The sequence below is a fragment of the Pseudomonas lini genome (assembly GCF_964063345.1).
Classification (GTDB): domain Bacteria; phylum Pseudomonadota; class Gammaproteobacteria; order Pseudomonadales; family Pseudomonadaceae; genus Aquipseudomonas; species Aquipseudomonas lini_B.
Genome location: NZ_OZ061318.1, coordinates 2,342,798 through 2,363,334 on the forward strand (window position 1 = coordinate 2,342,798; position 20,537 = coordinate 2,363,334).

Genomic DNA, 20,537 nt, shown 5'->3' on the forward strand with positions numbered 1-20,537 from the left:
GGATAAAGACAGACAAAAGAAACCGGCCATCACTCAGGCCGGTTTTTCCCCCAGCTAAACGGGCTAATCAAACGCCGTACACCGCATGCTGCTCGCACTCACCGGATCAACCCACTCCTGGGATCAGAGCGAGAGCAAGGCAAACCCCGCACGAATTTTCTCTTCCGGCAGATCATCGGCAATAAACACGATCACGCTTTCGCGTGTTTCATCATCGGCCCATTCCGTATCCCAGTCGAAGCCGTACAACTTCAATACCCCCTGAAACACCATCCGCCGCGGTTCGCCAAGAATGTTCAAAACACCTTTGTAGCGCAGCAGTTGCTTGCCATGTTCTTCCAGCAGTTCGTTCATGAACTCACTGAGTTTGTCGATATCCAGCGGCTTGTCGGTGCGCAGCACCAGGCTGGAAATACGGTCGATGGACGGTGCCTTGCTCACTGGACGCAGGCTCACCCCACCGCCGAGATCGGCATTGAGGTTGAAGCCGCGCACGTCGAGCAGTTCTGCCAGATCAATCTTGCCGTGCTCGACCAAGCGAATCGGCGCGCGACGGTTGATGCGGGTCAGACGCTCGCTAAGGGCGATGAAGGTCGGCTCGTCCACCAGATCGCGTTTGCTCACCAGCAAGCGGTCAGCAAAACCGATCTGCGCCTGGGCGATGGTCTGGGTCAGGTGATGTTCAGCATGTTTGGCGTCGACCAGGGTGATGATGCCGTCGAGGATGTAGCGCTCGCGCAGCTCTTCGTCGATGAAGAAGGTTTGCGCTACTGGGGCCGGATCGGCCAGACCGGTGCATTCGATGACCAGACGATCGAAGGCGATTTCGCCACTGTCCAGGCGTTCGAGCAGCAGGTACAGCGCCTTGGTCAAATCGGTGTGGATGGTGCAGCAGACGCAGCCGTTGGACAGCGTCATCACTTGCACTGGCTCGTCACCCAACAGTTGGGTGTCGATACCGGCGTCACTGAATTCGTTTTCGATCACGGCGATTTTCAGGCCGTGCTCGGCTTTGAGCAGATGGCGCAACAATGTGGTCTTGCCGGCGCCTAGAAAGCCGCTGAGGATCGTGACAGGGATGGGAGAGGACAAAGACAAGTCTCCTGTTTTCAAAAAAATTAAAGGAACACGAAACAAATGTGGGAGCGGGCTTGCCCGCGATAGCGATTTACCATTCAACATCAATGTTGACTGATAGTCCGCCATCGCGGGCAAGCCCGCTCCCACAGGGATTGCATCAACCTGGCTATCGGGTCAACAGCACTTCGGCCCACCCTTGCCACCGTAACGGGCTTCCTGACGTTCGCGAAAGAACATCTCGTAGCTCATCACCGGTTTGTCCGGGTGTTTGGTTTGCATGTGCTCGACGTAGTTGTCGTAGTCGGGCATGCCGACCATCAGCCGCGCGGCCTGACCGAGGTATTTACCGAGGCGACTCAGGTCATTGAACATGGTGCAATCCTCAGGTTACGCATCCGGCTGAGCCTGGAACGGCGATTCTTTATCCGTACGTTCTTTGGTACCCCAGGCGGCAATGCCGACCTTGAGCGCATAGAACAGGATGCTGAACACCACGAACAGGAACAGCGCGGTCAGCGTTGCGTTGGTGTAGGCGTTATAGATTACATGCTGCATCTGCTCGATGCTCTTGGCCGGGGCCAGGATTTGCCCGTTGGCCAACGCATCGCTGTATTTCTTCGCCAGCGACAGGAAGCCGATTGCCGGGTTGGCGTCGAACAGCTTGATGAAGCCTGCGGTGGTGGTGCAGATCAGCAACCAAACGGCTGGCAACATGGTCACCCAGACGTAGCGTTGGCGTTTCATTTTGATCAGCACAACGGTTGCCAGCATCAGCGCGATACCGGCGAGCATCTGGTTGGAGATACCGAACAGCGGCCACAAGGTGTTGATGCCACCCAGCGGGTCGATCACACCTTGGTACAGCAGGTAACCCCACATCGCCACGCAACCGGCGGTGGCGATCAGGTTGGCGGTCCAGGATTCGGTGCGTTTGAGCGCCGGCACGAACGAGCCGAGCAAATCCTGCAGCATGAAACGTCCGGCACGGGTACCGGCGTCGACGGCCGTCAGGATGAACAGCGCTTCGAACAGGATTGCGAAGTGGTACCAGAACGCCATGGTGTTTTCACCCGGCAGCACGCTGTGCAGGATCTGCGCGATACCGACCGCCAGGGTCGGCGCACCGCCGGCACGGGCCAGGATGGTGGTTTCACCGATGTCCTTGGCCACCGCTTGCAGCGCTTCCGGGGTAATCGCGAAACCCCAGCCGCTGACAGCTTGTGCCACAGCCACCACGTCACCGCCGACGACTGCCGCCGGGCTGTTCATGGCGAAGTACACGCCTGGCTCGATCACCGAAGCGGCAACCATTGCCATGATCGCCACGAAGGATTCCATCAGCATGCCGCCGTAACCGATGTAACGGGCGTTGACCTCGTTATCCAGCAACTTCGGCGTGGTGCCGGAGGAGATTAGTGCGTGGAAACCCGACACTGCGCCACAGGCAATGGTGATGAACAGGAACGGAAACAGACCGCCCTTCCACACCGGCCCGGTGCCGTCGATGAACTGGGTCAATGCCGGCATTTTCAGCTCAGGCATGGTGATCAGAATGCCGATCGCCAGCGCAACAATGGTGCCGATTTTGAGGAAGGTCGACAGGTAATCGCGAGGGGCGAGAATCAGCCACACCGGCAACACTGCCGCCACAAAACCGTAGCCAATCAGCATCCAGGTGATCTGGATCCCGGTAAAGCTGAACGCCTTGGCCCACACCGGGTCAGCGGCAATCTGCCCGCCCAGCCAGATCGAACCCAGCAGCAACGCCACGCCGATTACCGAGATTTCACCGATGCGACCCGGGCGGATGTAGCGCATATAGATGCCCATGAACATCGCGATCGGGATGGTCGCCATCACCGTGAAAATACCCCATGGGCTTTCGGCCAGGGCCTTGACCACGATCAGCGCCAGCACCGCGAGGATGATGATCATGATCAGGAAACAGCCAAACAGCGCGATGGTCCCGGGGATGCGGCCCATTTCTTCACGGACCATATCGCCCAAAGAACGACCGTTGCGGCGGGTGGACATGAACAGGACCATGAAGTCCTGAACCGCACCCGCCAGCACGACGCCGGCAATCAGCCACAGCGTACCGGGCAGGTAGCCCATCTGCGCCGCCAAGACCGGGCCTACCAGCGGCCCCGCGCCAGCGATGGCTGCAAAGTGGTGACCGAAGAGGATGTGTTTGTTGGTCGGCACATAGTCCAGACCGTCATTATTTAGCACGGCAGGTGTAGCCCGACGCGGATCGAGTTGCATCACATTGTTGGCGATGAACAGGCTGTAGTAGCGGTAAGCGACCAGATAAATGGCCACGGCGGCGACCACAATCCACAAGGCGTTGATCGCCTCGCCTCGGCGCAATGCCACTACACCCAGGGCGCACGCTCCCAGGATTGCCAGCAGCAGCCAGGGTAGGTGGCGTAGCAGGCTATTATTATTTTTCATTTTATGATTCCAGCCAGAGTGGACAAGAAAGACAGCCACCCCGAGTTTAGCGCTACTGGCCTCAAAGGCCACCCCCAACATTGGTCTAGAACCTGTCTTGCTGGCAGGCTTTAACAATGCGGGTCTATAGTCAGCGGACATTCAGAGGATTGCGCCATGAGTGACCACCCTGCTGATCGCCGCCACTTCAAACGTATTGCGTTCGATGCCCGAACCGAGCTGAGCCAGGGGGAATTCATCTGGCCGGTGAAATTGATCGACCTGTCGCTCAAGGGGCTGCTTATCGAGAAGCCCGAGCCGTGGCTGGGTAATCCAGACTGGCATTTCCTGGTTGATATTCATCTTAACGAAGACGTCGAGATCAAGATGGATGTGATGTTGACCCACGATGACCATGGTCAACTCGGATTTGTCTGCAAACACATCAGCCTGGAATCGATTGAACGGCTGCGGCGATTGATCGAGTTCAACCTGGGCGATCCGCAAGAGCTGGAACGTGAACTGGGTGCACTGATCGAAATCTGAAGACTCGACGCAATACCTGTGGGAGCCGGGCTTGCCCGCGATGGCGATTTTAATCCCACAACAAATGTCGACTGACTAACCGCTATCGCGGGCAAGCCCGGCTCCCACAGGATTGTGTGTTGCTTGCAGTTATTCAAACAACGCGTCGAGCGCCTGTTCCAGACGCGTCACCGCAATAATCTGCAACCCCGGCGGCGCTTCTTTCGGCGCGTTGCCCTTGGGCACGATGGCGCGTTTGAAGCCGTGCTTGGCCGCCTCTTTCAAGCGTTCCTGGCCACTCGGCACCGGACGCACTTCACCCGACAACCCCACTTCGCCGAACACCAGCAGATCATGGGGCAGCGGCCGGTTGCGCAAACTGGACATGACCGCCGCCATCAAGGCCAGGTCGGACGCTGTTTCCAGCACCTTCACTCCGCCGACCACGTTGAGGAACACGTCCTGATCGTGAGTCGGTATGCCGCCGTGGCGATGTAAAACCGCCAACAACATGGCCAAGCGATTCTGATCCAGACCGAGCGTTACCCGGCGTGGGTTGGCCAGATGACTGTCGTCCACCAATGCCTGGACTTCCACCAGCATCGGCCGGGTGCCTTCCCACGTGGCCATGACCACGCTGCCCGGGACTTCTTCCTGAGCACGGGTCAGAAAAATCGCCGAAGGGTTGGAGACTTCTTTCAGGCCCTTGTCGGTCATGCCGAACACGCCCAATTCATTCACCGCGCCGAAACGGTTTTTCACCGCCCTCAGCAGACGCAGGCGCCCATCGGATTCGCCTTCAAAATACAGAACGGTGTCGACCATATGTTCCAGTACTCGAGGGCCAGCCAGCGCGCCTTCTTTGGTGACATGCCCCACGAGGAAGATTGCTGTGCCGCTTTGTTTGGCGTAACGCACCAGCAATGCCGCACTTTCGCGAACCTGGGAAACGCCCCCCGGTGCCGATTGCAGTTGCTCGGTGAAAATCGTCTGGATCGAGTCGATCACCATCACCTTGGGCTTTTCCTGCCGGGCCGTGGCGATGATGGTTTCGATGCAGGTTTCGGTCATCACCCGCAACTGATCCTGAGGCAAGCCCAGGCGCCGGGCGCGCATGGCCACTTGTTGCTGGGATTCTTCGCCGGTGACATAAAGCGCCGGCATGCTCTTGGCGAGGTTGCACAAGGTTTGCAACAAAATGGTCGACTTGCCGATGCCGGGATCACCACCGATCAACACCACCGAGCCATCCACCAGGCCGCCGCCCAGAACGCGATCCAGCTCACTGGACGCCGTGGAGAAACGCGGAATCTCTTCAACGCTGACTTCGGCTAGGGTCTTGATCTGCGCCTGCTGGCCGGTCCATCCGGTGCGACCGCTGGGGGCTGCGGCGCCGCCGCTCTCCACCATGGTTTCGGTCAGCGTGTTCCAGGCCCCGCATTCGCCGCACTGGCCGGCCCACTTGGGGAAGGTTGAGCCACACTCGGTGCAGCCGTACATGCGCTTGGCCTTGGCCATCTGAACTCCCGGCAAAAACCGCGATGATAGCTCAGCTGGCGCGGATCAGCGCGGCGCCGCCGTGTGGATTTCACCGCTGGCCAGACGCGCGGCACTATTGCCCAGCGGATCTTCGGCGTTCATGTCCGCCCCTTTTGCTTTGAGTGCGTCCAGCAACTCAACGCGCTTGAACAAGCCGGCATACATCGCGGCAGTCTGCCCCGCGCCATTGCGTTGGTCGGGGCTGCAATTGGCCGCCAGCAGGGTTTGAGCGATCTGCATTTCGCCTTTGAAAATCGCACCCATCAACGCCGTGTTGCCGCGTTGATCCTGGGCACAGGCGTCCGCCCCGGCAGCGAGCAAACGCTCCACTGCGGCACCCTGGCCGTGATAGGCGGCCAGAATCAGTGCGGTGTACCCCTTGCTGTCACGGGTATCGAGGGAATAGCCAGCCTCGATGAAGGTATCGAGCATCGGCACATCACCGCGTCGAGCGGCATCGAAATAGTAATCCTCTAATTGGGCTTTCAACGCCGCAGGGTCTTTCGAGGCTTGCGCGTCGGATCCGGCGAACACACTGAGCGACCAGCACGCCAGAAACACAGACAGATAAAAACGCATGGCGAGTCTCCTTGATCAGACGGGACCTCACATGAGGCCCCGCTACAGGCAGATGGATCAGTCGACCAGTTTGGCCGCCAGCGCCTTGACCCGAGCCAGATCACCCTTGGCTACTTTGGCCACCCCGGTCCCGTATTCCGGATCGGCCTTGTATAGGAAGGACAGGATGATGTGCTTGCTCTCATCATCGGTGGTGGCCAGCGAGCCACCAAAGCTGTCGATCAGGTCCTGACGTTCCTTCGGGTTGAACGAGCGATACAGATCGCCGGCCTGCTTGAAGTTCTGCTCACGCGCAATCTTCACCTGCTGCGTGCTGCCCGACAGGGCCGACTGGCTGTAACGCGCGGTTTGCGGCTCTTCACGGGCCAGCAGGCGACTTGGCTGGTAATTCACGCCTGTGCTGCTGGCGCCGATGTTCATTGCGCCATCCTGATTACCGTTATTCACGGCGACTTTGGGTGCGTTGATCGGCAGCTGCAGAGCGTTGGCCCCCAGACGATACAGTTGGGTATCGGCATACGAGAACACTCGCCCTTGCAATAAGCGATCTTCCGAAGGTTCGATACCCGGAACTAAATTGGCCGGAGCCATGGCCACTTGTTCGGTTTCCTGGAAAACATTCGCTGGATTACGGTTCAACACCATTTGTCCAACTTTTCGCTCTGGAACACCTGGCCAGATTTTGGTCGCGTCCAATGGATCGAAATCAAACTTGGACAAGTCTTGTGGATTTACAACCTGGACGTACAAGTCCCATTTCGGAAAGTCACCCTTGTTAATATGTGAAACCAAGTCGTTAGTCATATGACTGTAGTCTTGACCTTGAACACCCGTCACTTCTTTAGGGTCAAGATTTTTTATCCCCTGCAAACTTTTCCAGTGAAATTTTACATAGTGCACATCGCCTTTGGCGTTAATTAACTTGTAGGCATGTACACCGTTACCGTCCATTTCCCGATAGCTGGCCGGCGTGCCGGAGTTTGAATACAACTCGGTCAAGGTACGAGTGGCTTCCGGAACATGGGAGAAAAAGTCGAAACGACGGGAATCGTCGTCAAGGTTGGTGCGCGGATCCGGCTTGAAGGCGTGGACCATGTCCGGAAACTTGATCGCGTCACGGATGAAGAAGGTCGGAAAATTGTTGCCGACCAGGTCCCAGTTGCCGTCTGCGGTGTAGAACTTGGTGGCGAACCCCCGCGGATCACGCAAGGTTTCCGGCGAATGGTTGCCATGGACCACGGCGGAAAAACGCACAAAGACCGGCGTGCTTTGACCACTGGCAAATACCTTGGCCTTGGTCAGGTCGCTGAGGTCGTCGGTCACGGTGAACGTGCCATGAGCGCCAGTGCCACGGGCATGCACCACGCGTTCGGGAATGCGTTCACGGTCAAAACGCTGGAGTTTCTGGATCAGTTGTATGTCTTGCAACAGCACCGGCCCGGTCGCGCCAGCGGTTTGCGAGTTCTGGTTGTCGCCGACGGCGGCGCCGTTATCCCGGGTCAACGTCGCCGCGCTGACGGAGAAGGACAGCAAGCTGGCGGTCAGAACGCCAAACGTACGACGGAGGGGCAAAGCCCCGAGGCCGAGGGGAGTTGTCATGGAAGTTTCCTCTGATTTTATAAGGCGCATCCAGGTGCGCCCCACAGAGGCTAGTGACCCAAAGGCCAAAACATAAATAGAAATCCCGTACCGAGCCGATAGAGAAAAGGTTCTGTAAAGCCCGGTCTAGAGCGGGTAAACGCGCGCGACTGGTGGCACTTTGTAAACTAATTGGCGGAAGATGTGTCGATAAGAGCGAGCATTGTAAGACGGTGTTTCGAGCAGGAGCCGTTTTGCTGATTTACACTGCATTCACCAACCTCATCTGTAACAAGGAAATAACCTATGGGCGTGATAAGTGAGTTCAAGGCCTTCGCGGTCAAAGGTAATGTGGTCGACATGGCCGTGGGTATCATCATTGGCGCCGCCTTCGGCAAAATCGTTTCGTCGTTTGTCGGCGACGTGGTGATGCCGCCAATCGGCTTGCTGATCGGTGGGGTGGACTTCAGTGACCTGGCCGTTACGCTCAAGGCTGGCAATGGTGAAGTCCCGGCGGTGATGCTGGCCTACGGTAAGTTCATCCAGAGCTTGATCGATTTCATCATCGTCGCCTTCGCGATCTTCATGGGCGTCAAGGCCATCAACCGTCTGAAACGCGAAGAGGCCGTGGCGCCAACCCTGCCGCCGGTTCCGACCAAGGAAGAAGAGCTGCTGGAAGAGATTCGCGATCTGCTCAAGGCTCAGAACAATCGGCCCTGATAACTGATTGCCCCAAGAAACGGCGCCTTCGGGGCGCCGTTTGTTTACCAGTAGTTTTCCACTGCCACCTGGCCGGGTCGTCGACTGAGGCTCAAGTGCATGTCCCGTTGTTTGAGCAACTTGCGTGTGTCATCGATCATCTGTGGATTACCGCAGAGCATTACCCGTGAATGCTCGGCTGTCAGCGCTACACCAGCCGTCTGCTCCAGCTCGCCACTTTCCATGAGCGTTGTGATCCGCCCATTCAAGGCACCTGGATGCTGCTCTCGCGTGACGGTGGCGATGAACTGCAGCTTGTGCGCGTACTCGGCCAGATAATCGCGCTGTGCCAGCCCTGCAATCAGCTCCTGATAGGCCAATTCCCGCGCTTCGCGCACGCTGTAGACCAGAATGATTCGTTCGAATTTCTCCCAAACCTCGAAGTCCTGCAGGATCGACAGAAACGGCGCCAGCCCCGTGCCTGTGGACAACAACCAGAGGTCACGGCCATCGACAAAGCGATCCAGCGTCAGATAACCAAAGGCCTGCCGGTCGATCAGCAGCGTGTCGCCGACTTCCAGCCGACTCAATTCACTGGTGAACTCCCCTCCCGGCACGACAATAGAGAAGAACTCCAGGAACTCGTCATAGGGTGAGGAGACCATGGAATAAGCCCTCCACACCGTACTGCCGTCCGCTTTGGTAACGCCCAGCCGGGCGAATTGCCCCGCGCGAAAACGAAAGCCCGGATCCCGGGTGGTCCTCAGAGTAAACAAGTTTGGCGTCAACGGATGGACGTCCAGTAGCGTCTGGCGCGTGAATTTTTCTGCACTGGCGGTCATGGGGCGCTCCATTCAACAGATGACGCCAGTGTCCCGCAAAGCAGGCGGCGTAAACACCGGTGATTTGTAATGGCTTTCACCCCATTCACTAAAATACAAAATTGATATGCAGTTGGATTTATTTCTCCTTAGTAAGTGACCTAAGAACTGATTTATGCGGTTGCACGCTTTTTCAAGAGCAAAAAAAACCAACATGCGTGTAAGAATTCTCCTACACTCCGGGGCGTGCCGGATCCTGGATCCAATAAGCGCCAATTGAAGTAAGTCCGCATGGAGTTACCCGATGAAAGTGTGGAAGGAATCACAATTAACACAGCTTTCTTACGCTCAGAAAATAGAGACTGCATACGAGATTTCTCTTAATCTCGTTAAAAATCTTGGCTTTAATTTTTGTGCATTTTCAATAACATCACAAACACGGGGGATACACCGCCATACGATCAATCTGAATAATTACCCCACCGAATGGAACACGAAATATGAACAAGAGCATTTCAGTGAAGTCGATCCGATACTAGCCCATTGCAATCACTCTGAATTACCGATTCTTTGGCAGGAAGAGGTCTTCTCCAAGACACCGACGCTGTGGCAAGCACAAAAAAAGCAAGGTTTGCACTATGGCTGGTCCCAATCCGTTCATGATCAGAACGGGCTTTGCAGCATGCTGAGCCTGGCCAGAAGCCACTGCCCGATTACTACGGATGATCTGTATAAAAATCTGGGCTACGCGTTGTTCATTAGCCGTCACCTGCACGGGCTTGTCGCGAAAGAACTGCCTGCACTCTCAAAACCAGGCACAGTGCATTTATCATGCAGGGAAATCGAGGTATTGAAATATTCAGCCGACGGCAAGACGGCAGGCGAGATCGCGATCATCCTCTGCCTGAGTGAAAGCACGGTACAGTTCCATATCCGCGGCGCCATACGAAAATTCGGCGTAAACAACAAGATTGCGGCGGTGATGAGAGCCGCGAAAGCGGGCGTTTTCTGAAGCTGTTCGAATCCGGTAATCCCCGCGAGTAATCCAAGCGAAAAAAACGTACCATTTGCGATCCATCCTGAGTGATGCCGTGTGAAATCCCACGACGCAGTCCATTCGGATGGTTCGCCCGCTACAAGCCCCTGAGTGGCGGGCCACTCGCTGATTATCCTCCGTTGACTACCCAGAGCCCCCGCCTCATGCCTCTGCTCGAAACCCCCTTCGCTCAACTCGATCTGATCCGCCAGCCAGAACAGCAGAATGAACCGTTGCAAGCATTTGATGCCGCAGACGAATACCTGCTCACTCATCTGGCCGAGCAACAACCTGCAGCCGATACCCGAGTGCTGGTGCTCAACGACAGCTTCGGTGCTTTGGCCGCCAGCCTGGTGGGCAAGGTTCGGGTGACCAGCAGCGGCGATTCGTTTCTGGCTTTTCAGGGGCTGGAAAAAAACCTGATACGCAACGGCCAGGCGTTTGATGAAGTGCCGAAGGTGCCTGCCAGCAAAGCGTTCATCGGGCCGTTTGACCGGGTATTGATCCGGGTACCGAAAACCCTGGCCTTGCTGGAAGAGCAACTGATCCGGCTACAGGGCCAACTGGCTCCCGGCGCTCAAGTGATTGCGGCCGCAATGGTGAAGCATTTGCCTCGCGCTGCGGGCGATCTGCTGGATCGTTACATCGGCCCGGTGCAAGCCTCGCTGGCCGTGAAGAAGGCTCGGCTGCTGATCGCCACAGCCGAAGCCAAAGCCCCTGCGGTCTCCCCCTACCCGACCCGCTATCGACTCGACGCCCCTGCTATCGAACTGCTCAATCACGCCAATGTGTTCTGCCGCGAAGGGCTGGATATCGGCACGCGGGCCTTTCTGCCGCACTTGCCGAAGAACCTCGGCACAGCGCGAGTTGCCGACCTCGGATGTGGCAACGGCGTGTTGGCGATTGCCAGTGCCCTGCAAAACCCTGAGGCTCACTACACGTTGGTTGATGAGTCGTTCATGGCGGTGCAATCGGCCACTGAAAACTGGCGCGCGGCGCTGGGCGATCGTGATGTGATCGTGCGAGCCGGCGATGGCTTGGCAGAGCAGGAACCTCAATCCCTGGACGTGGTGCTGTGCAATCCGCCATTTCACCAACAGCAAGTGGTCGGCGATTTCCTGGCTTGGCGGATGTTCCAGCAGGCGCGTGAATCGTTGGTGGTGGGCGGCGCATTGTACATCGTCGGCAATCGTCATTTGGGTTATCACAGCAAACTGGCGCGGTTGTTCCGCGGCGTCGAGCAAGTCGCGGCCACCCCCAAGTTCGTCATTCTCAAAGCACGTAAATAAAAGCGAAAAAAAACCCTCCATCGGGAGGGTTATAAATCCGTGCCGCAAGGCAACGGGATGGGAATTTCAGTGGGTGCTCAAACCGGCGGCATTCATGAACATGCGCATCAGCGAGGCCACAATGAACAGTGCCACGACGCTGCCGGTCCAGATCATCGCCAGCCAGCCGAGTCGCTGCCAGAGCGGCTTTTTCTCGGCCGCTTCGATTTCCTGCAACGTAGGTTTGCCAGCCATCATCGCTTTCTCCTCTGGAATGGCGCAGGTATCAATCCTGCGCCGTAGTCGTATTGGCTAGTGGTAACCATCTTCGTGGGTAACCTTGCCGCGGAACACGTAGTAGCTCCAGAAGGTGTAACCCAGGATGAACGGGATGATGAAGAGCGTGCCCACCAGCATGAAGCCCTGGCTTTGCGGCGGTGCGGCGGCGTCCCAGATCGAGATCGACGGCGGCACGATGTTCGGCCACAGGCTGATACCCAGACCGCTGTAGCCGAGGAAGATCAGCACCAGGGTCAGCAGGAATGGCGTGTAATGCGCATTGCGGGCCACCGCGCGAATCAGACCGTACAGGGTCACCAGCACCAGAATCGGCACCGGCAAGAACCAGAACAGGTTCGGCAGGGTGAACCAGCGTGCAGCGATTTCAGCGTGGGCCAAGGGCGTCCAGATGCTGACGATGCCAATCACTGCCAGCAACACGAAGGCCAATGGCCGCGCCAGGTCATGCATCTGCTCCTGCAACTTGCCTTCAGTTTTCATGATCAGCCAGGTGCAACCGAGCAGCGCGTAAGCCACCACCAGCGCCGCACCACAGAACATCGTGAACGGCGTCAGCCAGTCGAGTGAACCACCGGCGAACTGACGATTGACTACCGGTAGCCCATCGATGAAGGCACCCAATGCCACGCCCTGGAAGAAGGTAGCGGCGATCGAGCCACCGATAAATGCCTTGTCCCAGAGGTGACGCTTGTCGTCCTTGGCCTTGAAGCGGAACTCGAAGGCCACACCGCGGAAAATCAGCCCGATCAGCATAAAAATCAGCGGCAGGTACAGCGCCGAGAGCACCACCGAATAGGCCAGCGGGAAGGCGCCGAACAAGGCTGCGCCGCCCAATACCAACCAGGTTTCGTTGCCGTCCCAGACCGGGGCGACGGTGTTCATCATGACGTCACGGTCGGTCTTGCCCTTGATGAACGGGAAGAGAATCCCGATTCCCAGATCGAAGCCGTCCATGACCACATACATCATGATGCCGAAGATGATGATCACGGCCCAGATCAGCGGAAGATCAATACCCATGATTCAAATCTCCTTGGTCAGGCTGTTATCAGCTTCGGTGCCATCGTCATCGGCTGCAGACAGCGGACGGGCCGGTGTGCGTTTCTGGCCAGGACCGCCTTCGTTGGTTTCCTTGCCTTCGTCGATCTTCGGCCCTTTGCGCACCAGACGCATCATGTAGCCAAGACCGGCACCGAACAGGGCGAAATACACCACAACGAACATGATCAAGGTGATGCTCATCTGCACGAAGCTGTGCCCGGAGGACGCGTCTGCCGTGCGCATCAAGCCGTAGACCACCCATGGCTGACGGCCGATTTCAGTGGTGAACCAGCCGGCGAGAATCGCGACCAGGCCGGACGGCCCCATCCACAACGCCAGATACAGGAATGGACGTGAGGTATAAAGCCTGTCGCGTTTGCGCAGCCACAGACTCCACAAACCAGTGAAGATCATCAGCACGCCCAGGCCGACCATGACCCGGAACGACCAGAAGACGATGGTCGAATTCGGCCGGTCTTCAGGCGCGAATTCCTTGAGCGCCGGCACTTGCTTGTCCAGTGTGTGGGTCAGGATCAGGCTGCCCAGGTACGGAATCTCGACGGCAAATCTGGTTTTCTCGGCTTTCATGTCCGGCCAGCCGAACAGGATCAGCGGGGTCGGCTCATCGCCGACGTTTTCCCAGTGGCCTTCGATCGCGGCGATTTTCGCCGGTTGATGCTTGAGCGTATTAACGCCGTGGAAGTCGCCGATAACCGCCTGAATCGGAGCAACGATCAGCGCCATCCACATCGCCATCGAGAGCATGGTGCGGATTGCCGGGTTGTCCTTGCCGCGCAGCAAGTGCCAGGCTGCCGATGAACCGACGAAGAAGGCGGTCGCCACGAACGCCGCCGTGGACATGTGCAACAGCCGGTAGGGGAACGACGGGTTGAAAATAATCGCCAGCCAGTCCACCGGAATGACCTGGCCGTTGACGATTTCGTAACCTTGCGGGGTCTGCATCCAGCTGTTGGAGGCCAGAATCCAGAAGGTCGAAATAAGGGTGCCGATGGCCACCATGACAGTGGAGAAAAAGTGCAGCTTGCGCCCGACCTTGTTCCAGCCGAACAGCATGACGCCAAGGAAACCGGCCTCGAGGAAGAAGGCAGTGAGCACTTCATAGGTCAGCAATGGCCCGGTCACCGAACCGGCGAAGTCCGAGAAACGGCTCCAGTTGGTGCCGAACTGATAGGCCATGACCAAACCGGAAACCACACCCATGCCGAAGTTGACGGCAAAGATCTTCGACCAGAAATGGTACAGATCGCGGTAAGTGTCGTTGTGCGTCTTCAGCCACAGGCCTTCGAGCACCGCCAGGTAACTCGCCAGGCCAATGGTGATGGCCGGGAACAGGATGTGGAACGAAATGGTGAATGCGAACTGAATCCGGGCGAGATCAAGTGCCTCCAAACCGAACATAAGTCTTCCTCTGTCAGGTAATACCGGCTGAAGGCTTGTGGCCTACACCCACTGCCCCCACGGATATGGAGTGTGGCGAATTCGAATTCGTTCTTTTTGTACCATCATCACAAACGTAGGGAGTCTGGCCATCTGGCCGCCGGATCAATTCCACGAAGGGTCTTGATCTGGATCAAGCAACGTTGAAAGAGTAGTCGCATTTTTGCCGATGGACGGTGTGGTCTTTTGCCGCGTGACAGGTTGCCTCATGGGTTTTGTCTTGAGCTGAAATACATTTTTGGATGGGTGGACTAACTGTGGCGAGGGGGCTTGCCCCCGTTGGGCAGCGAAGCGGCCCCTGACCTTGGCAACTGATTTCTACCAGGCACACCGCAATAACCGGATTTACGACTGCTTCGCAGCCGAACGGGGGTAACCCCCCTCGCCACAGGGGGATTTGTATGTTCTGTGGGATCGGTGTTTAGCTAACTAAATTTATCGCGCTCGCAACTTCTGGTTACAGGTCGGTGATAATCTCGCCCTTCCCTCTCCCCACACCGGCCTTCAGATGCCCAGCCAAGCGCCCTTGCTGTTACGTCATCACCGCCCGTTTATTGCGTTCTGGCTGGCTCGGGTATTTACCGCCAGCGGTTTTCAGATGCTCACGGTGGCCATCGGCTGGAATCTGTATCAACTGACCGGCAATGTGCTCGATCTGGGCTTGGTAGGTTTGGTGGAATTTGTTCCCCGTGTGTTGTTCATGCTGCACACCGGGCATGTCGCGGACCGCTATGACCGGCGCAAGGTCGTGGCGATCTGTCAGTTCCTGCAAGCGCTGATCGCCCTGTCGCTGGCCATCGGTAGCGCGACCGATCATGTCACCCGAGAGATGATTTTCATCCTCGCGTTCCTCCTCGGCGCCGCCCGCTCCTTCGAAATGCCGACGACTCAGGCACTGCTGCCGAGCATCGTGCCCAGCGCGTTATTTCCCCGTGCCGTTGCCGCCGCGCAATCTGCACAACAATCGGCGACCATCATCGCTCCGGCACTGGGCGGTTTGCTCTACGCCTTCGGCAGCGTCTGGGTGTATGGCCCGACGGTGATCCTTTACCTCATCGCTTGTGCGCTGATGCTCAACCTCCCGGCCCGGCAGACACCGCTGAACAAGGGCAAGGCCACCCTCGATTCGTTGCTGGCGGGTATCCGCTTCATTCGCAGTCGCCCGGACATTCTCGGGGCGATTTCGCTGGATCTGTTTGCTGTCCTGCTGGGTGGCGCGACCGCGCTGCTGCCGGTGTTCGCCAAAGATATTCTGTTGACCGGCCCGTGGGGTCTGGGCCTGCTACGTTCCGCCCCCGCAGTCGGTGCGTTGCTGATGTCGCTCTTTCTGGCGCGATTTGCCGTGGAGCGAAACGTCGGGCGGGTCATGTTCACGGCCGTGGGTGTATTCGGCGTGGCGACCATTGCTTTCGGCCTGTCGACTTCGTTCTGGTTCTCTCTTGCCGTGCTGGTGGTATTGGGCGCGGCGGACATGATCAGCATGGTGATCCGCGCCTCATTCGTGCAACTGGAAACCCCCGACGAAATGCGCGGCCGGGTCAGCGCTGTGAATGGCTTGTTCATCGGCGCTTCGAATCAGCTCGGCGAGTTCGAGTCCGGCCTGACGGCCCACTGGTTCGGCACCGTGCCGGCAGTGGTGATGGGCGGCATTGGCACGCTAATGGTGACCGGGGCCTGGATCAAACTGTTCCCGACCCTGGCCAACCGCGATCGTATGCATGTGCCGGTGGAGGAGGTCAGGGTCTGACGTAGCTCAGGATACGGAGGTCCCGTACCTGCTTCCAAAAGACTGGAAATCAGCACAAAGCATAAATTCTCCGACCAAGTGCAATACATAGATAGTGCATCAAGTGTAATGTATCGCCTTACACTTCGAGCATGATCAAATCCTTTCAGCACAAAGGCCTTCGTGGCTTCTACGAAACAGGTTCGACTCGTGGGATTCGAGCAGATCATGCGAAACGTCTGGCTCGCATGCTGCAGTTCATGGATCGCGCAGTGGCCCCCGACGACCTCGACCTTCCGGGATGGCGATTACACCCGCTCAAGGGTGATCTGATTGAATATTGGTCACTCAGCGTTTCGGGGAACTGGCGGGTTATTTTTCGTTTTATTGGTTCGGATATCGAACTGGTCGACTATCTGGATTACCACTGACAGGAGGCAGGACAATGCCCATGCACAACCCGCCACACCCTGGTGAAACACTCTTGATGGATGTATTGCCCGAGCTTGGTATCAGCGTCACCGAACTGGCCAGGCACCTTGGATTCGCCCGCCCGCATCTTTCGCGAGTGCTGCACGGCCATGCGCCCATCAGTCCGGACCTTGCGGTACGTCTGGAGCGGGCTGGAATCGGTAAGGCCCGGATGTGGTTAGGGGTTCAGACTGATTACGATCTCTGGCAAGCGGAGCAGCGTGAGCAACCCTTCATCGAACCGATTGCTATCCACGCCTGATATTCACTAGACCACCAACTCCCCCGCCACCGTCGACCGCGTGGCTTTCCCGCAGAGTTGCTCCACCAGTGTCAGCGCAAACTCCAACGCGGCGCCTGAACCCTGGGCAGTGATGCAGTTGCCATCGACCACCACCGGTTGATCGATGAAGTTACATCCCGACAGTTGATTGCTGACCGTGGGCAGGCAAGTCATGCGTCGCTGACGCAAAACGCCGAAGGTTTGCAGCGCCAGCGCCGGAGATTCGGCAATACCGGCGAACAGACGCCCGGCGGCGGACTGGTCCTTGATCAATTGTTGCAAGGGTTGGTGGGCCGCCAAATGCTGCGCCCCCACGGCACCGCCAGGCAGCACGATCAGGTCGAAGGGTTGGGCGAGCAAATCCACCAACATCGCATCGGCGGTCAAGCGGGAGCCGCGAGCGCAGGTGAGCATGCGCCGTGCCTCGATGCTGGCCACCACCACTTCAACCTTGGCGCGGCGCAGCACATCGATCAGGGTCACGGTTTGCAGATCATCGATGCCCTCGGCGAGGGTAATCAGGGCTCTAAAGGTCATGGGCGCGGTCCACAGGATAATCTTTAAAGCGTAGTCAGCTTTCCTGACCCTTGTTCGAGCCTAGCCGTTACTTGATGTAAAGCTGCGTCGACAGCGTATTGCCGGGTGCGTTGATCGAGGTGTCGCTGAACGTGAAGGTGCCGTCCTGCTTGCCTGCCAGGTTGAAGATGTACAGATAGCCGACGGTTTTTTTCCCGGCGGAGCACTCGGTCAGGTTGCCGGTATCAAAAGCACAGACAGGGGTTCGGGTGCCGTCCACTTTGAATCCGTCCAGCGCAACATGAGGCTCGCGACCGTAGCCGACCTCCAGCACGTAGACCTTGATGTTTGGCCCTTTGTGGTCGCAACGGGTTTGCGCTTGGCCATCCGCGATATTTTCAAAGCCACAGCCTGGCGATTCGACCTTGAGCACCTTCACCTGGCTCAACGGTGGCGCCGAGGCTGCACCGGCTGTTTGCGCTCCCATGAAACAGGTGAGCAGCAATCCCAATACCGCAATCACACGCTTATTAATGCAATACATAGCTACCCCCTCCCTCCCCCAAAAAAACAGCGCGCAGTATGGCGCAGTTCCGTTTTGTGCAAAACATCGACGACGATCGCAGCCATAAGCAGCCATAGCCCCACGCGGCTGGTATGATGCGCGGCTTTTTCCGACCCACAGAAAATACCCAGGCGCCTGCAGCGGTCTGTGCTTTGCTGTTGAGGTCGATACATTCACGGCGCCGGGCGCGCCACGGGGAGCAGACATGCTGGAAAGGCTGTTTCAACTCAAGGCACACAACACCAACGTGCGGACCGAGATTCTGGCGGGCGTCACGACCTTTTTGGCCATGGCCTACATTCTGTTCGTCAACCCGAGCATCCTCGGCGAGACCGGCATGGACAAGGGCGCGGTGTTCGTCGCGACCTGCCTGGCAGCCGCCATCGGCTCGGCGACCATGGGCCTGATCGCCAACTACCCGATTGCCCTCGCGCCGGGTATGGGCCTGAACGCCTTCTTCACTTACACCGTGGTCCTGCACATGGGCCATACCTGGCAAGTGGCGCTGGGCGCGGTGTTCATCTCGGCGGTGATGTTTTTCCTGCTGTCGATCTTCCGCATCCGTGAATGGATCATCAACAGCATCCCGCTGGCGCTGCGCTCGGCGATTGCCGCCGGTATCGGCCTGTTCCTGGCGCTGATCGCCCTGCACAACGCCGGCATCGTGGTCAGCAACCCGGCGACCATGGTCGGCCTCGGCGACTTGAAGCAACCGGCGCCGATTCTCGCGACGCTCGGCTTTGCCCTGATCGTTGCTCTCGAAGCCCTGAAAGTACGCGGTGCAGTCCTGATCGGCATTCTATCGGTGACCATCGTCTCCATCCTGTTGGGCTTCACCCCGTTCGGTGGTGTGATGTCGATGCCGCCGTCGCTGGCACCGACCTTCCTGCAACTGGACATCAAAGGCGCACTGGACATCGGTCTGGTCAGCGTGATCTTCGCCTTCCTGTTCGTCGACCTGTTCGATAACTCCGGCACCCTCATCGGCGTCGCCAAGCGCGCCGGCCTGATGGGCAAGGACGGCCACATGCCGAAAATGGGCCGCGCCCTGATCGCCGACAGCACCGCGGCCATGGCCGGCTCCTTGCTGGGCACCTCGACCACCACCAGCTACATCGAATCCGCAGCCGGCGTGAGTGCCGGTGGCCGCACCGGCCTGACCGCCATCGTGGTCGCGATCCTGTTCCTGCTGGCGTTGTTCTTCTCGCCATTGGCGGCCAGCGTTCCAGCCTTTGCCACCGCGCCTGCACTGCTGTTCGTCGCCGTACTGATGACATCCGGCCTGGCCGAAATAGACTGGGATGACATCACCGTCGCCGCACCGGTCGTGGTCACCGCCCTGGCCATGCCATTCACTTATTCCATCGCCAACGGCATCGCCTTCGGTTTCATCTCCTGGACTGCCATCAAGTTGTTGTCCGGTCGCGGCCGTGAACTGAATTCGGCGCTGGTGATTCTGTCGATTCTGTTCGTGATCAAATTGGGTTGGTTCAACGCATGACTTTTGACTCCCAGGCCTACGCCGTTCAGCTCGAAGAAAAGGTCACGCGCCTGCGTGACCTGCTGACCCCGTTCGGTGCGCCCGAACCTGCAGTGTTCGATTCGCCGCTGAAAAACTTCCGCCTGCGTGCCGAATTCCGCCTGTGGCGCGAAGCCGGTGAGCGCCACTACGCGATGTTTTCCCTGGAAGACAAACGCACGCCGATCCTGATCGAAGAGTTCCCGATCGCAAGCCTGCGCATCAACCAGTTGATGCCGCAGCTCAAGGCGGCGTGGCAAGCGAGTGCGGCCCTGAGCCACAAGCTGTTTCAGGTGGAGTTTCTCACCACCCTGGCCGGCGATGCGATGATCACCCTGTGCTATCACCGCCCACTGGACGAACACTGGCACGCGGCGGCGTCGAAACTGGCAGCCGACCTGAACGTCAGCATCATCGGTCGCTCCAAGGGCAAACGCGAAGTGATCGGTCACGATTATGTGGTCGAGAGGCTCGAAGTTGGCGGCCGCACCTTCAGCTATCGTCAGCCGGAAGGCGCGTTCACCCAACCCAACGGTACGGTGAACCAGAAGATGCTCAACTGGGCGTACGACGCCCTCGGCGATCGTTCCGACGATTTGCTGGAGTTGTATTGCGGCAATGGCAATTTCACCCTGCCGCTCGCGACCCGTGTGCGCAAAGTGTTGGCCACCGAAATCAGCAAGACCTCGGTCAACGCAGCGCTCAGCAACCTGAGTGAAAACGCGGTGGATAACGTCACGCTGGTGCGTTTGTCTGCCGAAGAACTGACCGAAGCCCTGAACGAAGTTCGCCCGTTCCGCCGCCTGCACGGCATCGACCTCAAGAGCTACGAGTTTGGTAGCGTGTTCGTCGACCCGCCCCGCGCCGGCATGGACCCGGACACTTGCGAACTGACCCGGCGCTTCGACAACATCCTCTATATTTCCTGCAACCCGGAAACCCTCGCGGCCAACATCGCCCAACTGCACGACACCCACCGCATTACTCAATGCGCGATGTTCGACCAGTTTCCGTGGACCCATCACATGGAATCCGGGGTGTTGTTGACCCGTCGTTGATTGCAGGCTTCACCTACAAATCGGCCGTCCACTGGACGGCTT

At 58.1% G+C, this 20,537-nt stretch carries 21 protein-coding genes; 9 read left to right on the forward strand and 12 right to left on the reverse strand.

The window, feature by feature from the left end:
• Positions 1-123: 123 nt before the first annotated feature.
• From yjiA to AB3226_RS10525, 3 genes are all read right to left on the reverse strand, one after another.
• Entirely contained in the window at positions 124-1,092 is a 969-nt protein-coding gene (gene yjiA / locus AB3226_RS10515; protein WP_367373025.1) for a GTPase, read from the reverse strand.
• Between the two features lie 162 nt (positions 1,093-1,254).
• Complete coding sequence (locus AB3226_RS10520; RefSeq protein ID WP_007895266.1) at positions 1,255-1,452, reverse strand: YbdD/YjiX family protein; 198 nt, start codon at positions 1,450-1,452, stop codon at positions 1,255-1,257.
• Positions 1,453-1,467: 15 nt separating this feature from the next.
• Positions 1,468-3,534, reverse strand: a complete 2,067-nt coding sequence (locus tag AB3226_RS10525; RefSeq protein ID WP_201062101.1) for a carbon starvation CstA family protein — start codon at positions 3,532-3,534, stop codon at positions 1,468-1,470.
• 156 nt (positions 3,535-3,690) lie between these two features.
• Here AB3226_RS10525 and AB3226_RS10530 point away from each other — a divergent pair, with 156 nt between their 5' ends.
• On the forward strand, positions 3,691-4,059 hold the full coding sequence (locus AB3226_RS10530) for a PilZ domain-containing protein (protein WP_367373026.1): 369 nt from the start codon (positions 3,691-3,693) through the stop codon (positions 4,057-4,059).
• 129 nt (positions 4,060-4,188) lie between these two features.
• Here the strand turns inward: AB3226_RS10530 and radA are convergent, their stop codons facing one another.
• Genes radA through katB form a run of 3 tightly spaced genes read right to left on the reverse strand, consistent with a single transcriptional unit; the run spans position 4,189 to position 7,755 of the window.
• On the reverse strand, positions 4,189-5,556 hold the full coding sequence (radA, locus tag AB3226_RS10535; protein ID WP_007937264.1) for a DNA repair protein RadA: 1,368 nt from the start codon (positions 5,554-5,556) through the stop codon (positions 4,189-4,191).
• Positions 5,557-5,601: 45 nt separating this feature from the next.
• Positions 5,602-6,156, reverse strand: a complete 555-nt coding sequence (locus tag AB3226_RS10540; RefSeq protein ID WP_367373027.1) for an ankyrin repeat domain-containing protein — start codon at positions 6,154-6,156, stop codon at positions 5,602-5,604.
• A gap of 57 nt (positions 6,157-6,213) precedes the next feature.
• On the reverse strand, positions 6,214-7,755 hold the full coding sequence (katB, locus tag AB3226_RS10545; protein WP_367373028.1) for a catalase KatB: 1,542 nt from the start codon (positions 7,753-7,755) through the stop codon (positions 6,214-6,216).
• Between the two features lie 285 nt (positions 7,756-8,040).
• On the opposite strand from katB, the gene mscL reads away from it, so the two are divergent.
• The gene (mscL, locus tag AB3226_RS10550; protein WP_367373029.1) at positions 8,041-8,454 is read left to right on the forward strand and encodes a large-conductance mechanosensitive channel protein MscL; all 414 of its coding nucleotides are present in this window, start codon (positions 8,041-8,043) and stop codon (positions 8,452-8,454) included.
• Between the two features lie 44 nt (positions 8,455-8,498).
• Here mscL and AB3226_RS10555 read toward each other — a convergent pair whose 3' ends face one another.
• The gene (locus AB3226_RS10555) at positions 8,499-9,275 is read right to left on the reverse strand and encodes a ferredoxin--NADP reductase (RefSeq protein ID WP_367373030.1); all 777 of its coding nucleotides are present in this window, start codon (positions 9,273-9,275) and stop codon (positions 8,499-8,501) included.
• Positions 9,276-9,558: 283 nt separating this feature from the next.
• Here AB3226_RS10555 and AB3226_RS10560 point away from each other — a divergent pair, with 283 nt between their 5' ends.
• A complete protein-coding gene (locus tag AB3226_RS10560) occupies positions 9,559-10,266 on the forward strand; it encodes an autoinducer binding domain-containing protein (protein ID WP_367373031.1) in 708 nt (235 codons plus the stop codon).
• A gap of 188 nt (positions 10,267-10,454) precedes the next feature.
• A complete protein-coding gene (locus AB3226_RS10565; protein ID WP_367373032.1) occupies positions 10,455-11,579 on the forward strand; it encodes a methyltransferase in 1,125 nt (374 codons plus the stop codon).
• A gap of 66 nt (positions 11,580-11,645) precedes the next feature.
• Here the strand turns inward: AB3226_RS10565 and AB3226_RS10570 are convergent, their stop codons facing one another.
• From AB3226_RS10570 to AB3226_RS10580, 3 genes are read right to left on the reverse strand one after another with little or no spacing between them, the layout of a single operon-like run.
• Positions 11,646-11,813 carry a DUF2474 domain-containing protein gene (locus AB3226_RS10570; RefSeq protein ID WP_080772158.1) on the reverse strand — a complete coding sequence of 56 codons (168 nt, stop codon included), beginning with the start codon at positions 11,811-11,813 and terminating at the stop codon, positions 11,646-11,648.
• Between the two features lie 57 nt (positions 11,814-11,870).
• On the reverse strand, positions 11,871-12,878 hold the full coding sequence (cydB, locus tag AB3226_RS10575) for a cytochrome d ubiquinol oxidase subunit II (protein WP_258617227.1): 1,008 nt from the start codon (positions 12,876-12,878) through the stop codon (positions 11,871-11,873).
• 3 nt (positions 12,879-12,881) lie between these two features.
• Positions 12,882-14,318, reverse strand: coding sequence for a cytochrome ubiquinol oxidase subunit I (locus tag AB3226_RS10580; RefSeq protein WP_367373033.1), 1,437 nt, complete (start codon positions 14,316-14,318; stop codon positions 12,882-12,884).
• A 547-nt stretch (positions 14,319-14,865) separates the two neighbouring features.
• Between AB3226_RS10580 and AB3226_RS10585 the strand changes: the two genes are divergently transcribed.
• The 3 genes from AB3226_RS10585 (at position 14,866) to AB3226_RS10595 (ending at position 16,816) form a co-directional block, all read left to right on the forward strand.
• The gene (locus AB3226_RS10585; protein WP_367373034.1) at positions 14,866-16,104 is read left to right on the forward strand and encodes an MFS transporter; all 1,239 of its coding nucleotides are present in this window, start codon (positions 14,866-14,868) and stop codon (positions 16,102-16,104) included.
• Positions 16,105-16,235: 131 nt separating this feature from the next.
• Entirely contained in the window at positions 16,236-16,514 is a 279-nt protein-coding gene (locus tag AB3226_RS10590) for a type II toxin-antitoxin system RelE/ParE family toxin (protein ID WP_367373035.1), read from the forward strand.
• Positions 16,515-16,528: 14 nt separating this feature from the next.
• Complete coding sequence (locus tag AB3226_RS10595; protein WP_038981447.1) at positions 16,529-16,816, forward strand: HigA family addiction module antitoxin; 288 nt, start codon at positions 16,529-16,531, stop codon at positions 16,814-16,816.
• Between the two features lie 6 nt (positions 16,817-16,822).
• Here AB3226_RS10595 and AB3226_RS10600 read toward each other — a convergent pair whose 3' ends face one another.
• Positions 16,823-17,374, reverse strand: a complete 552-nt coding sequence (locus AB3226_RS10600) for a DJ-1 family glyoxalase III (protein ID WP_367373036.1) — start codon at positions 17,372-17,374, stop codon at positions 16,823-16,825.
• Positions 17,375-17,441: 67 nt separating this feature from the next.
• A complete protein-coding gene (locus AB3226_RS10605; RefSeq protein ID WP_367373037.1) occupies positions 17,442-17,897 on the reverse strand; it encodes a DUF4879 domain-containing protein in 456 nt (151 codons plus the stop codon).
• Positions 17,898-18,123: 226 nt separating this feature from the next.
• On the opposite strand from AB3226_RS10605, the gene AB3226_RS10610 reads away from it, so the two are divergent.
• Positions 18,124-19,419, forward strand: coding sequence for an NCS2 family permease (locus AB3226_RS10610; RefSeq protein WP_007895297.1), 1,296 nt, complete (start codon positions 18,124-18,126; stop codon positions 19,417-19,419).
• The gene (gene trmA, locus AB3226_RS10615; protein ID WP_367373038.1) at positions 19,416-20,495 is read left to right on the forward strand and encodes a tRNA (uridine(54)-C5)-methyltransferase TrmA; all 1,080 of its coding nucleotides are present in this window, start codon (positions 19,416-19,418) and stop codon (positions 20,493-20,495) included. Before AB3226_RS10610 ends, trmA begins: the two co-directional genes overlap by 4 nt.
• Positions 20,496-20,537 lie beyond the last annotated feature (42 nt).

Bases quoted from the DNA above. Each gene is read 5' to 3' on its own strand.
- AB3226_RS10520 (WP_007895266.1), bottom strand. From the start codon at position 1,452: ATGTTCAATGACCTGAGTCGCCTCGGTAAATACCTCGGTCAGGCCGCG.
- AB3226_RS10525 (WP_201062101.1), bottom strand. From the start codon at position 3,534: ATGAAAAATAATAATAGCCTGCTACGCCACCTACCCTGGCTGCTGCTG.
- AB3226_RS10530 (WP_367373026.1), top strand. From the start codon at position 3,691: ATGAGTGACCACCCTGCTGATCGCCGCCACTTCAAACGTATTGCGTTC.
- radA (WP_007937264.1), bottom strand. From the start codon at position 5,556: ATGGCCAAGGCCAAGCGCATGTACGGCTGCACCGAGTGTGGCTCAACC.
- AB3226_RS10540 (WP_367373027.1), bottom strand. From the start codon at position 6,156: ATGCGTTTTTATCTGTCTGTGTTTCTGGCGTGCTGGTCGCTCAGTGTG.
- katB (WP_367373028.1), bottom strand. From the start codon at position 7,755: ATGACAACTCCCCTCGGCCTCGGGGCTTTGCCCCTCCGTCGTACGTTT.
- mscL (WP_367373029.1), top strand. From the start codon at position 8,041: ATGGGCGTGATAAGTGAGTTCAAGGCCTTCGCGGTCAAAGGTAATGTG.
- AB3226_RS10555 (WP_367373030.1), bottom strand. From the start codon at position 9,275: ATGACCGCCAGTGCAGAAAAATTCACGCGCCAGACGCTACTGGACGTC.
- AB3226_RS10560 (WP_367373031.1), top strand. From the start codon at position 9,559: ATGAAAGTGTGGAAGGAATCACAATTAACACAGCTTTCTTACGCTCAG.
- AB3226_RS10565 (WP_367373032.1), top strand. From the start codon at position 10,455: ATGCCTCTGCTCGAAACCCCCTTCGCTCAACTCGATCTGATCCGCCAG.
- AB3226_RS10570 (WP_080772158.1), bottom strand. From the start codon at position 11,813: ATGGCTGGCAAACCTACGTTGCAGGAAATCGAAGCGGCCGAGAAAAAG.
- cydB (WP_258617227.1), bottom strand. From the start codon at position 12,878: ATGGGTATTGATCTTCCGCTGATCTGGGCCGTGATCATCATCTTCGGC.
- AB3226_RS10580 (WP_367373033.1), bottom strand. From the start codon at position 14,318: ATGTTCGGTTTGGAGGCACTTGATCTCGCCCGGATTCAGTTCGCATTC.
- AB3226_RS10585 (WP_367373034.1), top strand. From the start codon at position 14,866: ATGCCCAGCCAAGCGCCCTTGCTGTTACGTCATCACCGCCCGTTTATT.
- AB3226_RS10590 (WP_367373035.1), top strand. From the start codon at position 16,236: ATGATCAAATCCTTTCAGCACAAAGGCCTTCGTGGCTTCTACGAAACA.
- AB3226_RS10595 (WP_038981447.1), top strand. From the start codon at position 16,529: ATGCCCATGCACAACCCGCCACACCCTGGTGAAACACTCTTGATGGAT.
- AB3226_RS10600 (WP_367373036.1), bottom strand. From the start codon at position 17,374: ATGACCTTTAGAGCCCTGATTACCCTCGCCGAGGGCATCGATGATCTG.
- AB3226_RS10605 (WP_367373037.1), bottom strand. From the start codon at position 17,897: ATGTATTGCATTAATAAGCGTGTGATTGCGGTATTGGGATTGCTGCTC.
- AB3226_RS10610 (WP_007895297.1), top strand. From the start codon at position 18,124: ATGCTGGAAAGGCTGTTTCAACTCAAGGCACACAACACCAACGTGCGG.
- trmA (WP_367373038.1), top strand. From the start codon at position 19,416: ATGACTTTTGACTCCCAGGCCTACGCCGTTCAGCTCGAAGAAAAGGTC.